Genomic DNA, 15,481 nt, shown 5'->3' on the forward strand with positions numbered 1-15,481 from the left:
GCGGGAAGCCATTCATATGCCTCCCGCCCATACCTCTTTATAAGCGGCGAATGGAAAAGCAAAGCGCAGAATGTATAAGGGGGAGTTAGGGCATGAATACCCGCTGGAACGAGAAGCTTAGGCGCAACGGGTTTGGGTGGGCGCTTGTACTGCCATCTCTTCTGTTTCTTGGCATGTTCACTTATTATCCGATGCTTAAATCGGCATGGCTCAGTCTGTTTGAGCAGAATTTGGCTGTTCGCACTCCCGTATTTGTCGGAATGGACAACTATAAGGCATTGCTGCATGATCCTATCTTTGTTGAAGTGTTCAAAAATAATATTTGGTTTGCTATCGGTACAGTTCCTGTGTCTATGGCGCTGGCCTTTGTCATGGCATTATTTGCAGATAAAGCAATCCGTGGCAAAAGCTTGGTCCGAGTTGCTTTTTTCTACCCGAATATGATTCCAATGATCGCCGCTGCGAGCATTTGGCTGTTTCTTTATATGCCTCAGTTTGGTTTATTTGCCCGGTTTGCTTCCTGGTTCGCAGGCAGTGAGGTGAATCTGCTCGGCAATCCGGATACGGTGCTGGGCTCGCTGATCGTAATGACCGTCTGGAAGGAAGCGGGATACTTCATGATCTTTTATCTGGCTGGTATGCAGCAAATCCCGAAAGATTTATACGAGTCCGCCTCGGTAGACGGAATCAGTGCGTGGACGCAGCAGCTGCGAATCACCATTCCACTAACGATGCCTACGACGCTGTTTGTCACTGTTGTGGCGATCACGAATGCGTTCAAATGGGTGGATCATCTGTGGATGATGACCAAGGGAGGGCCGGATCATGCCAGCAGTCTGCTGTTGTATTACATCTATGAGACGACCTTTAGTTACAATGACCAGGGGATGGCAGCGGCCATGACCGTGGTAATGATCGTTCTGCTCCTGATTATATCCTGTCTTCAGTTTGCCGGATGGGAACGCAAGATTCATTATCAGTAAAATGTGGAGGGGATGGACAATCATGAAGAATACAGCCGACCTGTCCTTGTCCGTCAAAACGATGAAGAAGAAGGACAACCTGTCGCTGGACAGGAAGTTCCAATCCGCACGGCGCCGCCGGATCGCCGGACAAGTCGTTTGGCATACAATCATGCTGTTGTTTGCTGCCGTGTGGCTGATTCCGCTGATGTGGATGGTGCGCAATGCCTTTCTTCCCAGAGAGGCTTCCATTGGTGCCGGCTGGTCCTGGCAATTTACGCTGGATAATTTTAGTCGGGTATGGAAAGGGGCACCGTTCGGACAATACATGTGGAATACGTTGCTGGTGACCGCAGGGATCTTCGCGGTTCAGATTTTCACATTGACACTGGCAGCGTATGCGTTCGCACGAGTTGCGTTTGTGGGACGAAATATTTTATTCATGCTCTTTCTTGTGCAGATTATGGTGCCGGCAGATGTTCTCATTTTCTCCAATTATCAGATCATTAACGAGTTGGGACTGCTGGATACCAAGATCGGGGTTATGCTGCCTTATTTCGCCTCTGCCTTCGGCGTTTTTCTGCTAAGGCAAGCCTTCAAGCAGCTTCCCAACGAGCTGGAGGAAGCTGCGCGTGTGGAGGGCTGTTCCTCACTCGGCATTTTGCTTCGGATTTACATGCCGCTGTCAAAGCCCGTCTACCTTTCGTTTGCGATCGTTTCCATCAGCTTTCATTGGAATGACTTTCTCTGGCCGCTCATCGTGACGAACTCCCCGGAGAATCGTCTGCTGACGGTAGGGCTGGCCATGTTTGCGAAATCAACCGAAGCAGGTGCGCAGTGGACGGATGTCAGTGCAGCTACGCTGATCGTGACGGCGCCGATGCTGATTGGCTTTCTGGTGTTCCAGCGGCAGTTCATCAGCAGTTTTATGCATTCGGGCATCAAAGGATAAGGGAGAGATCGAGGATGAGATTGATTGTAATGGGGGATTTGCATTATCCTGCTCTGTTAGTTGAGGCAGGTGACCAGATGATTGAGGCAAGGGATGCTTTTTATACAGCGTATTTGGCAGAATTTCTGGACTTCTCGGCGGACTATCATATATCTATTGGTGACCTGACACATGCCGGTGAACCTTTGGAATTCAATTTTATTATGAGCAAAGTTCAAAAGGCGCTGCCGCAACGGAGATTTCTGTACGCGCTGGGCAACCATGACACTCATGCCTGTTCCAAGGCCGAGCTTGAAGCTACAACCGGACAGAAGCGTTATCTGGCCATTGAAGAAGAAGAGGCGGTCCTGCTGGTGCTGGATACTGCCCGCGAGAATCCCGACCACTGGGGCGGCATGATGGATGAAGAACAGATGGATTGGCTGCGCGGACAGATGAACAAGTATGGACAGAAAACGCTGCTCGTCTTTGCCCATCATCCTGTATACGATACAACGGCCAGATCGACAGAGCCGATGATGTCTCTTGATCCGGAACTCGACCTATGGTCTGTCCTGAAGGAGCATCAGGGTCAGGGCATTTACTTTAACGGACACAATCATGTTCAGTCTGTCATCCAGCGAGACCAGTGGCATTTTGTACAAATCGCTGCTGTGCCGGATATCCCTGCCGTGGTGCTCGTCAACCTTCAGGACCAGCAGATGAGCATACATACGGTTGAACTGCAAGGCGCGAACTATCAGGAACTGGCGAGGACGTTTGTCAAAGGGTTGTATGATTATGAGCCGCATCCTGATGCCAAAGGCGACCATGATTCAACAGAACTGATCTTTACGTTATCGTCTGGCAAGAAAGAGATGACGCCATGAGCCGCAAGCGGGTCAGGCTGGCGATTGTCGGTGGCAACCGGGGGGCAAGCTTTTTGAATGCCTTGCATTCTCTGGCTGACCGTATTGATTTGACGGCTACTTGTGACTTGAATGAATTGGTGCTGGAACAGTGGAAGGGGATTTTTCCAGGAATCAGGACGTACAGCGACTATTCGGAAATGCTGCAAGATGCTTCTATTGATGCAGTATTCGTGATCAGCCCGATGCATATGCATGCTCGGCATTCAATTGATGCGCTGAACGCAGGCAAGCATGTGTTAAGTGAGGTCATCGCGGTACAGTCCCTTGAGGAAGCCTGGGAATTGGTCGAGACGGTAGAGCGCACGGGATTGAAATATATGATGTCGGAAAACTACTGCTTCTCCAGGTCCAACCTGACGGTTAATCATATGGCGCAGCAGGGTCTATTCGGTGAGATTACCCATGTGGAGGGTGGCTATATTCATGATTTGCGTCATCTGATTCATCATCCGAACGGCTCGCTAACCTGGCGGGGCCAGCTTCACCAGAATTACAACGGAGTCAATTATCCGACGCACTCGATTGGACCTGCCGCACAGTGGATTGCACTGAATAAACCCGGAGGGGATCGGCTTAAAAGCATTTCGGCACAAGTCTCTGAACCGAGAGCGCTGCAGAATTATTTCAGTGAGCAATTTGGCAAGGATCACCCGGCTGCCCGTCAAGGCTACTGGAGCCAAGGGGATTCAGCCGTTGCCGCCCTGAAGACCGAAAAGGGCGTTCTAATTACGCTGCGTGTGGATTGGGTTTCCGTCCGGCCCCATAATAAAACGCATTATATGCTGCAGGGCACCAAAGGTGCTTATTTGTCAGCGCGCCATCCATATGAGGAAGACCTCGTATGGATGCAGGACCGCTCTCCGGTGAATGGGGAGGATGGCTCGGAAATATGGGAGAAGATGTCCCGTTATCAGCCGGAATACGACCATCCGAAATGGAAGCAGTGGGGTCATCTGGCCGCCGGCACGAAGCATGGCGGGGGTGATTTTCTGGTGCTGGAGGAGTTCATCTCCGCCATTCAGGAAGATCGAAGTCCGCTGGTTGATGTATATGACGCCGTGACCTGGAGCTCGGTTTTCTTCCTTTCCATGGAATCCGTGAAGTTGGGCGGGAACACCGTGACATTTCCGGATTTTAGAGGAAAGGCGGGCTCTGAAGGATGAGGGATGAACGCTCCAAGCTGGTCATGAAAAAGGAAACGTTGGCGGATCTGCCGCAGCTGGACATACCGGAAGGCTACAAGCTCAGATCATTTCACCCCGGAGATGTTACAGAATGGGAGCATGTGATCCGCATTTCCTTTGCGAGGGAAATTGCCTTCGGAGACAAGATTGGTTTCCAGCCGCCATTTATGCCGGAGAAGATTCTGTTTCTCTGTTATGAGGGACTTGCTGTCGCCACTGCTGTAGCCTGGGAGAAAGAGGATGCCGATATCAACTGTGGATATTTGCATATGGTCGGCGCTCTGCCGGGACATTCAGGGAAGGGACTGGGGTATACCATCGCCCTGGCTGCCTTGCACCGGATGAGAGAAGAGGGCAAACAAGCAGCCCTGCTTGAAACCGATGACTTCAGGCTCCCGGCCATTTCTATTTATCTCCGGTTGGGGTTTGTTCCTTTACTTGTGGAGGAGGAGCATAGTGGTCGCTGGGAAAGGATATTCAACGAACTGATGAGTTAGTGTATAATGAATCCGCTTCCTTACATTCCTTGTTGTATTTTTTCGACGCATCTCGTACAATTTGGTGAAGTAATTCTGCATTGCGTTAATGCGAATGTTGAATTGTAACCTTACAACCGTAAGATGTACACACGAAAAGGGGAATGTCGTTTGGGATCAAAGCAACTATCTAGAGGGCTAAAGCCCAGGCACGTTGAACTGATTGCACTTGGGGGCACCATCGGCGTTGGATTGTTTATGGGATCGGCAAGTACGATCAAGTGGGCAGGTCCTTCGGTGCTGTTAGCCTATTTGCTGGCTGGGATCATTATCTTTTTTGTCATGCGGATTATGGGGGAAATGCTGATACAGGAGCCTGTGACGGGTTCGTTTGCCACATTTGCTCATAAATATATTGGCCCGCTTGCCGGGTTCCTGACTGCCTGGAGCTACTGGTTCCTCTGGGTTACGGTGGGTATGGCTGAAGTGACGGCGATTGGAATTTATGTGGGTTACTGGTTCCCGGATATACCACAATGGCTGCCTGCCTTGGCTGGCGTGCTTATAATTGCGGCAGCGAATCTGGCAGCGGTAAAGTACTATGGCGAATTCGAATTCTGGTTTGCACTGATCAAGGTAACGGCGATAGTTTTCATGATCGTGATCGGAACCGGGCTGATCTTCTTCGGTCTGGGTAATGGTGGTGAGCCGATTGGACTGTCGAATTTGGTGAGTCACGGAGGATTCTTCCCAGGGGGTCTAAAAGGATTTTTATTTGCCCTGTGTATCGTAACGGCGGCCTACCAGGGCGTCGAAATGGTCGGAATTACAGCAGGCGAAGCGGAGAATCCAAAGATCACGCTGCGTAAAGCGATCAAAAACATCGTGTGGCGTATTCTCATTTTTTACGTCGGGGCCATCTTTGTTATTGTGACATTGTATCCTTGGAATGAAGTCGGAGAGACGGGAAGTCCGTTTGTAATGACGTTTGCCAAAGTCGGCATTGTAGCTGCTGCGGGCATTATCAACTTTGTTGTACTCACTGCCGCGATGTCAGGATGTAACAGTGGGATTTATAGTGCAGGACGGATGCTCTATACGCTTGCAGAGAATGGACAGGCACCGGCCTTTTTCAAGAAGCTGTCCAAAGGCGGGGTTCCCCGCAACAGTATTATAATCACGATTTCTTTGCTGCTGATCGGTGTGGTGCTGAACTACCTGATGCCGGATTCGAAGCTCTTCCTGTACATCTACAGTGCAAGTGTTCTTCCGGGAATGGTTCCGTGGTTCGCACTTGCTTTTAGTCAATTCAGATTTCGTAAGCGTTGGGGCAACGAGATGGGAGACCACACCTTTAAGTCCAAATGGTTCCCGATCAGCAACTATATCATCATCGTATATCTGACACTTGTTATTATAGGTATGGCATTTAACCCGGATACGCGATTACCGCTGATTGTCGGGGCTACGTTTATGGCGATCGTTGTGATCGGATATTTCGTATTTGGCATAGGTAATAGACAGCGGGTAGATGCGGGCGAAGATCACTAGCCTCAGCTCAAAGATAAGATGCTGCTGCACTCGTATTGGTTAGGTTTGTAATTTTCCTAGTCAGCTTATATCGTAACATCATACGTGCATTCCTTGTACACATTGGAATCCTTCGGGTGATCCAGTGTGATGCAGGGAGTGCTTTTTTTGTTTTTCAAAATTGATGCTTGAATCTCCTGTTACTGGAGGTTTTATGATTGCAAAGTGAAGAGCTGCTGCACGATATAACTTCAAAATTCAATTGTGGCAGAGAAGGGGCAAGGACAGATGAGGGCACTAGAATGGATTTATCTTATTTTTAATGTCGTAATGCTGGTGTGGTTGATTGGGGGACGGAATAAACCCCGGAACATGGTATGGGGAGGCTTGGTCATATCGGGTGCGTTATTACTGTTTCATGGGTTGGTCGAGGGACTGCGTTGGCCCATGATTCCGGCGTATCTGCTCACACTGGTTCCACTGATTGTGTTAATCGCTAAGAGGTCGAAGTCAATGGTTGGGCGGAAATTCGGACGTGTGCGAGTCATCGGAACATCCCTGTTCGTATTGGTATATGCTGTCGTGAGCATCGGGCTTCCACTTCTGTTCCCGGTATTTACGTTTGATACACCAACAGGTTCTTACGGGATCGGTACGGTTTCCTATGACTGGACGGATGAGAGCCGGGAGGAACTGCTGACGAGTACAGCCGGGGACAAAAGAGAGCTGATGGTGCAGATTTGGTATCCGACGGATAAAGACACCAAGGGAACAACGGCTCCTTATGTGAATGATCCGAAGGTCTATGCAACAGCCTTTAATGATGTGCTGAAGCTGCCAAAGCTTTTATTTTCAAGCCTGAGTCAAGTTAAAACCCATGCCATTCAGGAGGCATCATTATCTGATGTGGAGGCCAAGTATCCGGTCATCCTTTTCTCTCATGGTCTGCATGGCTATGAAAATCAAAATACGTTCCAGGTGGAGCAGCTGGTCAGCCAAGGTTATATTGTTGTGGGCATTAATCATACGTACAGCAGTCTGGTCTCCGTGTTCCTGGATGGGCGTGTGGCGCAGTTTGAATCCGAGGGCAAGGAAGGCTTCGATCAGCTGCAATTCAGTTATATGGACAAGCTCAACGAGACATGGGTGAAGGATGCGCAATTTGTGCTGGATGAAGTGGAAAAGCTGGCGGCAACTGATCCAAACGGGCGTTTTAACGGTCATATGGATCTGGATAACATCGGCATGTTTGGACATTCGTTTGGCGGGGCAACAACGGTACAGATGCTGATGGATGATCCTCGTGTCAAAGCAGGCATGAACATGGACGGCGTATTGTTTGGTGAGAAACGTATACCGACAGCAGGCGTTGGCAAACCGTTCCTGATGATGAGTGCAGACACGACTGTTGCGGGCACAAGTGTCATGAGTGACGATGAGATTGCAGCTATGGGTACGACCCGCCCGGAAGCAGAGAAATACTACGAAGAAGTATATACCCGTTATGAACCGGTGACCGCAGGAGGAAACTACTGGATGGAGCTGAATCAGACCAAACATTTGGGCTTCTCGGACCTCTATCTGATATCTCCTATTCTCGAATGGTCACAAGGGGTAGATGCACGTGGGACGCATCAGCTGGTCAATGATACAACAATCGATTTCTTCAACCACTATCTGAAAGGACAACCGCTCCAGTTGGACAGTGAAGTGGGAGAACATACATCCTATTCATTGAAAAAAGGTTGAACGTACAAATGGAAGAAGACTAACTTCAGTCTTCTTCCATTTGTTTTAAGCGCAGTCGCATGCCTTCCTGCAACAGATGAATGCCATCTACGATCTGGCTCCATTCAGGATTCACGATCTTGCAGAGCTTATTAAAACGAAGGATGCGCTCTGTCACCGAGTCGAGCATATACCGAGCCTGTTTGCGAAAAAATGCTTCCGGATCATCAGCATGTTCAATACTGGCGTACATCATCACAAAATCCCACACCATGCTCTGCACTGCGGGGCTATCTAACCGCCAATTTTTCTCCAGAGCTTCGGTGGCACGAATGCGGAGGGTCTCCATTTTTTTCACCCAGGCGTCTGCCTCAATCTGTGGATGATTCGCCATGGTGAAGAAGGGAAGTTCGAGACGGGCCAGATCGGCGATGTAGGCCGGATCGTTGATGATTTCCTGGATTTCCTTCCATGCCAGGGTTTGTTGGGCAGACAGCTTTGTATCTTTCATCAAGTATTTGTCGAAAAAATGCAGAAACGAAACTCTCCATTCATGCGGAATGCCGTCCAGCAGATGAGATTCTTCCATTTTGGCAGAGATGAATCTTTTCCTTTTTTGGGCATTGGCGGTCAGCGAATCCACCAGATTTGATACATAGGTAAGAGACCGTCCGGAATGGAGCGTATCCTCCGCTTCATGCTGTTTGGCCTGTTGCAGAATGGAGAGCATGGAATTCATGGTTCCGATCTGGGTTTCCAGAGCTTCAATCTGTAGATCCAGCGCCTGTGACACGCCAAGTTCACCGGACATCAGTTTGCGAATATCCGATATGCCAAAATTCAAATAGCGAAGCGTAGTGATAAGCTCCAGCCGCCACACATCTTGTGGAGTATAGAGACGGTGACCACCTTCCGTATGAAAAGAGGGCCGGAGCAGCTCGATTTCATCGTAATAACGAATCGTTTTAACAGTCGAGCCGATCATTTTGGCAGCTTCACCGATGGAATAAGTATCTTTGTTTTGGTTCACGGGATCACCTCATGGTTCTATTATACAACCTCCAGTCACTGGAGATTCAAAGTCGGAAAGTTCCCCATGGAAATGTTCAGAGCCAGTTTAAATTCCACCCATCTCGGTTACAAAGGAAAGAGTGCAACTTTTATGACAACAACATAATAAATAAATTTAAATTTACATGATAACGAAGAGCACAGAAATAACCTGGAGAAACGGAGTGTTCGCCTTTATCCCCGGATTTTCCCCTTAATAAGGGAGAGAAAAAAATCTGGGGATAACAGCGATCGTAAGGTTGTTCTGTGATCGTAGTGATCACTGTAAATGACCGAGGAGGAATTGAACATGGCTAATCACGACCAGCACACCATGCAAGATCCGACAACACAATATCCGAAGGCAACATCCGATTGGAAACAGCAGCAGGAGGAACCGGGGCTTCAGCGGGAAATGACACCCGTACCTGATGCGGGTGAGAAAAGCTATAGGGGCAGCGGGCGACTGACCGGACGAAAAGCTGTTGTTACCGGAGCAGACAGCGGTATTGGTCGGGCAGCAGCCATCGCTTTTGCCCGTGAAGGTGCGGATGTCGTTCTGGCTTACCTTCCTGAGGAAGAAGCCGACGCGAAGGAAGTGGTCAAGCTGATTGAAGAAGCAGGCCGCAAGGCTGTTGCGATTCCAGGCGACCTCAAGGATGAGAAATACTGTGAAGAACTCATTGAATCTGCTGTAAAAGAGCTTGGCGGGATCGATATTCTTGCCAATGTGGCAGGTAAACAGCAGTTTGTTGAGCAGATCGCCGATCTGACTACAGAACAATTCGATGCGACATTCAAAACCAATGTCTATTCGATGTTCTGGCTCTGTAAAGCAGCTGTGAAACACATGAAACCAGGCAGCTCCATCATTAACACGTCTTCTATTCAGGCATACAAGCCATCTCCAATCCTTCTGGATTATGCGACAACAAAGGCAGCAATCAACACGTTCAGCAAAGCGCTGGCCCAACAGGTCGGCAGCAAAGGCATCCGTGTGAACGTCGTCGCTCCAGGCCCGGTATGGACACCGCTTCAGGTCGTTGGTGGACAGCCCGTAGAGAAGCTTGCTGAGTTTGGCTCCAATACTCCACTTGGTCGTGCAGGACAGCCTGCCGAGATGGCGCCTGCGTTTGTGTTCCTGGCGAGCCAGGAATCCAGCTATGTGAGCGGTGAGACATTGAATGCCAATGGCGGTACAGTTAGTCCGTAATAATATAAAAAAAGACCTATGAAACATAGGCTAGTGATCATAGGCAAATGAAGCAAAGAACTCCATTCCCGATGAAGGCGAATGGAGTTTTTTGTTGTTATGAAATTTTTCTTACTGAATTACTTCTGTTCCGGGTTAGGTTCCAGAATGGCGTAGCTGCCGAGTGTAGCCAATTGCGCCGTACCCAGAAGGGCTTCATCGAATGCAGCTAGAGCTTCACCTGCAGCGGTCATCAGTTCATCTGAATTAACGGGCGATGCAAAACGGAGAATAACCCGTTTCTCTCCATTTTTCAGTTCACTCTCAGCCTTCGTTTTGTATTCACTAATCGAAGCGACTTCGAGATCGTTCTGTACATAATAATCGTTTGCATCACTTTCGCCATTAAACAGGGCGAGTTCGGAATCAAGCCAGTAATCCTTATCCGCTATCGTTTTCTGACTTGCAGCCGTCTCATCATTTGAATTGTACAGGAAGTAAGGGATACCGGAATTGGTCAGGTTGTTGGTAGCGTCCACATGGAACCATTCATTCCCGATTTTGACCTTATTCCACGCATGAGGAACACCGCTGGATGCTCCCGTTACGACAATGCTTTCCAGTCCAGACAGATCGGAGAGCAGTTTGTAGACAGAAGCATAGCTGGCACATACGCCAACGCCTTTGACAAGTATACCGTACGTTGTAAACGAATCATTGAACTGTGCATCGACATTTTTAAAGTTGTTCTGTTCCGCATTTTCCAGTGCTGCATCATCATACTTCGCGTTGTCGTTCAGATAATCGTAGATGGCTTTCCGTTTCTCATCATCCTTCATGCCATCCTTGATGATGGAAGCAACCACTTCGTTTGCTTTGGCAATAATCTCGCTCTGTTTCTTCTGGATGACATCTGCCGATTCATTGTAATAAATGTGGAGCGTCAACGTGCCGTAGTTGTATTCGAAACTTTCCGCGCCAAGAATCAATGGATTCTGATACATGACCTTCAGTACAGTATCTGAGAGCGTTGTGAAATTTTGGGCTTCCGGAAAAGCTTTTAATGAGATCTTGTCTTGCGCAGCAATCATGTTTTTGGCCAAAACTTCTTCCAATGCGGAATCTGCATTGATCATTGCATCGCCTGTAGCAGGCTCAGGCACGGTTTCCTGATTACCTTGTTCTACATTCTGCTGTGTATTGGATTTCTGCTCATCTACCAGATTATCCTCTTCAATTTCGGAAGCTGGATCAGGAGATTCACTCGAAATTTCATCAGAAGCTTTATCGGAAGTTTCATCGGTAGCCTCGGTGGATGCAGAATCAGTTTCGGCTTCTGACGTTGAAGAATCGGTTGCGGACTCCGTAGATGGAGTTTCTTCCATCATCGATTCTGTTTCTGTTTCCGTTGTAGTCTCCGATGCAGGTGCATCATGATTGTTGATGATCGTTGGCACATCTGGTGCAGGGACGTAAGGTGTGTCGTTCTTCGGTTCTACGAGTCCGTTACTGGATTCTGCGACCGTTTGTTTATTTAATTTATCCAGATCCTCCTGAGTCACATTTTCCACCCGTACGTAACTTTTAAGGGCTGTCCCTTTAATGTGAAAAGGAATATTAGTTTCATTGAACTCTGAGATTTCTACGTTTGTGGTATCATAGACAATCGTTTCTTGGGAAAACGAACCATCAATGTACTCAATACTTGTTGTTTTAGGCAGTTCATTCATGTTCTTCAATTTCTTCATATACAGTTGTTCTTTTATAGCCATAGGCAACTGGTTAGAGAGTGGAGTAGTGGCAACACCGTTGCTGAAATTGGATTCCTTGTCTCCGCTGACTGCGGTGACGTAATATTCACCCTTCATTCCATGGTTCTGATAGGAAGTCATCTGCTCATTAATGGTGCCAAGACCGCCTTTTCCATCTTCCATGAAATCATTAAAAGACGTTTCCGTTGTGGTCGTCAAAACCAAAGGGTTACTTCCATTGAAGGCTTTCTCTGCACCTTGCAATGGAACGTTGTTTGTTTCAAAAATAACCGTTCGATCCGCACGATTATAGATTTTGTATTCAGTTGCTCCTTCGACCTTGTCCCAAGTAAGTTTAAAGCGTTTATCCTTGTCGATTTCATATTTGAGATTAGGAACAGGCATTTCGGATTTCACTGTGAAAGGAATGATCATTGGTTGATCCAGTAGCGTGAGCTTTTCTGCATCCAGATCATAGTTAATACTAATGTAATAAATGGGGGCGCCGCCCCAAGTGTTTTGCTCCTGTGTCCGTAACTTATCTGAGCTTAAAACACCCCATCCAAGAGGCTTAATGGAGACACTGTTGGCATTGATTTCTGGTATGGCATAAACTTTGCTGGCTTCAAGTGCCTTAATATCGGTATGTACACTAATAATGTCACTGGCTGATAAGTTACTTTTTCTTAAATCTGCTTTGAACTTAAACTTGAATTCTTCATCTTGAGCTACGTTGTACATCGGCATGATCGCTTTGTCCGATTCAGAGCCGTACTTCTGCTTCAAACTTAATACGCTAGAGCCTTCTACTATTTCTGTGGGGTTATTCTCGGACGGGCTACTCTCCTTGTCATTGCTCTGGCATCCAGCCAATAACAGGGTGAGCGTAAACATAATCAAAAATAAACGTTTCATTGTACACCGCTTTCTCGTTTTTCTGAGTTGTTGCGAAGGCTAATTTCTAAAAAATCTAAACACCGAAGATTATCATTTCTGGTTAAAACCCATTTTCGAACCTCTTATCAGCTAAACCTCCTATTAATTCCCTAATGTCTTTTGCTAGTCTATGGTCATATAGACTTATTGTCAAGATATGTAATGGTATATTCTGACTATATACAATAGAGTAAGAATCCTGTATAAAAGCTAGTTAATTGATTTTTATGAGAGAGTGAGTATTGTCGAGACTTCTGGTACAATGCATGATAAAACGAAAAATGGAGTGGATCGGATGACGTCAGAACAGATTGTCAGAACTTTTTTTGAAGAAGTGCGCTCGGGTCGCAATCTTGATTACGCCAATAGACTGATGGCCGAGCAGGTACTGGCTCACCAGGTAATCTCGGAAGAAGAAGTGACAGTCATAAGAACGCCTTCCGACTATGCGGATCATGTGAGGGAAATGATTGAGGCGTACGGGGATTTTTCACTCCAGATTCAGGAGCTGCTTGCACAGGGAGATAAGGTATATGTACGCTGGAGACAAGCGGGTACTCATGTTGGAGAAGTGGATGGATATGCGCCGACCCACCTGCCCGTGATTGAAATGGCGAGTGCGGTATATCGAGTGGAGAATGAGAGAATTGCAGAATACTGGATTCAGATCGACAGGCTGGGGATCGACAAACAATTGGAACGTAATCAGAGCAGAGAACCAGCTCTTTTTTAAAATTTTTCGAAGCCCAAGTCCAATATACATCAGACTTGGGCTTCCTTGACTCTATACCAGTAGGTATAGATCTCCGAGAATCCAAGCTTGGCATACAGTTTTAATGCGGGTGCGTTGTAAGCAACTACTTGCAGATAACTGGACGTAGCGCCATTTGCTTTTCCCCAATGCAACAGATGAAGGATCATCTGCTCGGCCAATCCCCGATTCCGAAAGTTAGCGTCTGTAATGATGTCATACAATCCAATATAGCCTCGTTCCACCACACTGAATCCACAAGCAACGACTTGTCCGTCGAGGAACAGCGAGATGAAACCTGTGCGCGTACGGATGTTGGTCAACATTTGTTCCATCGTTCCCCGATGCAGATCATTCACCTGATTCAATCTGCAAAAGTGCTCCAACCACTCTCCGGTTAACTGTTCGATTATTTTTACTTCAGAGTACTCAGGCTCCTTAATGGTTTCTAGACTCCGAGTCTGGACCTGGCTCAGATCCACAACATCATACCCCCTGTCATGCAAAAGCTGGTCGAGATGATCCGGCTGGATAAACGGTGTAATCTTAAATATGGTACTTAACTGATTGGAAGCGTAGATTCGCTCGCATTGCTCGATCTTTTCATGCACATCCTGGGTCGAGTAGTGAAGAGGTTGAATGGAGTTGGCACGCTTCGTATATCCCTGTGCAAAACGCAGTACCCATCCGTCAAAAAGCAAGGTGGATAAGGGCTGCCAATGGTTGAGCGATAGTTCCTCAATGGTTTTATAATCCGGATTCGATGTAGGGGTCATATCTGTCCTCCTATTTTATGATTTGATAATAATACATATTTATGAATAAAAATTCAATAAGAGAATTATTAATTCGCTGAACATTATGCATGGAGTTACAGAATGGGTTACAATCTGAATGAATAAAACCAGAATTTTGACATTGAAATATCGGAAGAAGTGGAGCACGTTATGCTAACTATTGAAATAAATAATCATCCTATTACCTGTCATATTGAATATGGAAAACGCAAGAAAGTCTCCATCACAATGGATTTGCCTTATATGGTCACAATCAAGGCTCCCAATGGTACCAGCGAAGAAATGATTCAACAACTTGTGGAGCAGCATGGGGAAGTGATTTTGACGAAATCAGCCTTGATGCAGCAGGCGCTGGACGGTCCTCAAGCGAAAGAATATGAAGAGGAAGGCAAAGGGAAGTTTCTGCTCTTTGGCAAAGAACATGCGCTGCATGAGTTAATTGAAGTAGAGGGATATTCGGAAGAGGATTTGCGTGCGAATCTGAAGAAGTTTTATTTTGCCGAGTGTAAAAGAATGATCGGTGAGCGCATCGGCCGTTACCAGCAGGAGTTGAAGGTGAAGCCGAAGTCTGTGGATATCGTGGAATCGGCGACCAAGTGGGGAAGCTGCAGCTGGGACAAAAAACTTACGTTTAACTACCGCTTGGCGATGGCACCGCTGGAAGTCATTGATTATGTCATCATCCATGAATTGTGCCATATTCACCACATGAATCATGATCGTTCTTTTTGGCGTCGTGTTGGCAGTATTATGCCAGACTACAAAGCCAAGGAAGATTATCTGATGCGAAATGGTCGAGCCATGACGCTGTGAAAAATGCCCATACCACGAATGGACGTGGTGGAAGGAGTTCAAGATGTCAGAGAGTACCTCTTTTGATGTGCTGGTAGATGAATATATCTCACAATTTCCTTTGGATGTACAGGTCAAATTACAAGCATTAAGACAGCTGATTCGCGAGACCGCTCCCCATGCCGTGGAGAAGATCAGTTACAAGATGCCAACGTATGCAGAGCACGGGAACTTGGTTCATTTTGCAGCGTACTCCAAGCATATCGGATTTTACCCGGGTTCCAGTGGGATTGAAGCGTTCCAGGAAGAACTTTCCCGATATAAAGGAGCCAAAGGATCGGTGCAATTCCCCTTGGATCAACCATTGCCAGAAGAACTGATACGTCAGATCGTTCAGTTTCGGGTGCAGGAAAATGTGAAGAAGGCTTGGAAAAAGAAGCAAAAGAAGTAGTGTATTGGGGAAAACGCC

Annotated in this window: 14 protein-coding genes; 11 read left to right on the plus strand and 3 right to left on the minus strand. The window is 47.2% G+C overall.

Translation table 11 applies throughout. The features are described 5' to 3' along the window. The first annotated feature begins 92 nt into the window (after positions 1 to 92). The 7 genes from P5G61_RS27495 (at position 93) to P5G61_RS27525 (ending at position 7,764) form a co-directional block, all read left to right on the plus strand. Positions 93 to 983, plus strand: a complete 891-nt coding sequence (locus P5G61_RS27495; protein ID WP_285079913.1) for a carbohydrate ABC transporter permease — start codon at positions 93 to 95, stop codon at positions 981 to 983. Positions 984 to 1,134: 151 nt separating this feature from the next. Then, a complete protein-coding gene (locus P5G61_RS27500) occupies positions 1,135 to 1,914 on the plus strand; it encodes a carbohydrate ABC transporter permease (RefSeq protein WP_301249479.1) in 780 nt (259 codons plus the stop codon). Positions 1,915 to 1,928: 14 nt separating this feature from the next. Continuing rightward, positions 1,929 to 2,783: a metallophosphoesterase family protein gene (locus tag P5G61_RS27505; RefSeq protein ID WP_301249428.1), complete on the plus strand. Its 855-nt coding sequence runs from the start codon at positions 1,929 to 1,931 to the stop codon at positions 2,781 to 2,783. Further along, positions 2,780 to 3,988 carry a Gfo/Idh/MocA family oxidoreductase gene (locus P5G61_RS27510; protein WP_301249429.1) on the plus strand — a complete coding sequence of 403 codons (1,209 nt, stop codon included), beginning with the start codon at positions 2,780 to 2,782 and terminating at the stop codon, positions 3,986 to 3,988. Before P5G61_RS27505 ends, P5G61_RS27510 begins: the two co-directional genes overlap by 4 nt. Further along, positions 3,985 to 4,506 (plus strand): GNAT family N-acetyltransferase, encoded by a 522-nt coding sequence (locus tag P5G61_RS27515; RefSeq protein WP_024631297.1) that lies wholly within the window; start codon positions 3,985 to 3,987, stop codon positions 4,504 to 4,506. Before P5G61_RS27510 ends, P5G61_RS27515 begins: the two co-directional genes overlap by 4 nt. Before the next feature lie 150 nt (positions 4,507 to 4,656). Continuing rightward, positions 4,657 to 6,036, plus strand: coding sequence for an amino acid permease (locus P5G61_RS27520; RefSeq protein ID WP_301249430.1), 1,380 nt, complete (start codon positions 4,657 to 4,659; stop codon positions 6,034 to 6,036). A 267-nt stretch (positions 6,037 to 6,303) separates the two neighbouring features. Then, positions 6,304 to 7,764, plus strand: a complete 1,461-nt coding sequence (locus tag P5G61_RS27525; protein WP_301249431.1) for an alpha/beta hydrolase family protein — start codon at positions 6,304 to 6,306, stop codon at positions 7,762 to 7,764. A 25-nt stretch (positions 7,765 to 7,789) separates the two neighbouring features. Here the strand turns inward: P5G61_RS27525 and P5G61_RS27530 are convergent, their stop codons facing one another. After that, entirely contained in the window at positions 7,790 to 8,773 is a 984-nt protein-coding gene (locus tag P5G61_RS27530; protein ID WP_301249432.1) for a MerR family transcriptional regulator, read from the minus strand. A gap of 330 nt (positions 8,774 to 9,103) precedes the next feature. Here P5G61_RS27530 and P5G61_RS27535 point away from each other — a divergent pair, with 330 nt between their 5' ends. After that, complete coding sequence (locus tag P5G61_RS27535) at positions 9,104 to 10,006, plus strand: SDR family oxidoreductase (protein ID WP_301249433.1); 903 nt, start codon at positions 9,104 to 9,106, stop codon at positions 10,004 to 10,006. 119 nt (positions 10,007 to 10,125) lie between these two features. Here the strand turns inward: P5G61_RS27535 and P5G61_RS27540 are convergent, their stop codons facing one another. After that, entirely contained in the window at positions 10,126 to 12,651 is a 2,526-nt protein-coding gene (locus P5G61_RS27540; RefSeq protein ID WP_301249434.1) for a transglutaminase domain-containing protein, read from the minus strand. A gap of 316 nt (positions 12,652 to 12,967) precedes the next feature. On the opposite strand from P5G61_RS27540, the gene P5G61_RS27545 reads away from it, so the two are divergent. After that, positions 12,968 to 13,405, plus strand: coding sequence for an ester cyclase (locus tag P5G61_RS27545; protein ID WP_301249480.1), 438 nt, complete (start codon positions 12,968 to 12,970; stop codon positions 13,403 to 13,405). 29 nt (positions 13,406 to 13,434) lie between these two features. On the opposite strand, the gene P5G61_RS27550 is transcribed toward P5G61_RS27545, so the two are convergent. Beyond that, entirely contained in the window at positions 13,435 to 14,199 is a 765-nt protein-coding gene (locus P5G61_RS27550) for a GNAT family N-acetyltransferase (RefSeq protein ID WP_301249435.1), read from the minus strand. A 171-nt stretch (positions 14,200 to 14,370) separates the two neighbouring features. Between P5G61_RS27550 and P5G61_RS27555 the strand changes: the two genes are divergently transcribed. Beyond that, positions 14,371 to 15,033, plus strand: a complete 663-nt coding sequence (locus tag P5G61_RS27555) for a M48 family metallopeptidase (RefSeq protein ID WP_079350435.1) — start codon at positions 14,371 to 14,373, stop codon at positions 15,031 to 15,033. Between the two features lie 43 nt (positions 15,034 to 15,076). Beyond that, complete coding sequence (locus tag P5G61_RS27560) at positions 15,077 to 15,463, plus strand: iron chaperone (RefSeq protein WP_301249436.1); 387 nt, start codon at positions 15,077 to 15,079, stop codon at positions 15,461 to 15,463. Positions 15,464 to 15,481 lie beyond the last annotated feature (18 nt).

Source organism: Paenibacillus vandeheii (assembly GCF_030433635.1).
GTDB classification, from domain to species: Bacteria; Bacillota; Bacilli; order Paenibacillales; family Paenibacillaceae; genus Paenibacillus; species Paenibacillus vandeheii.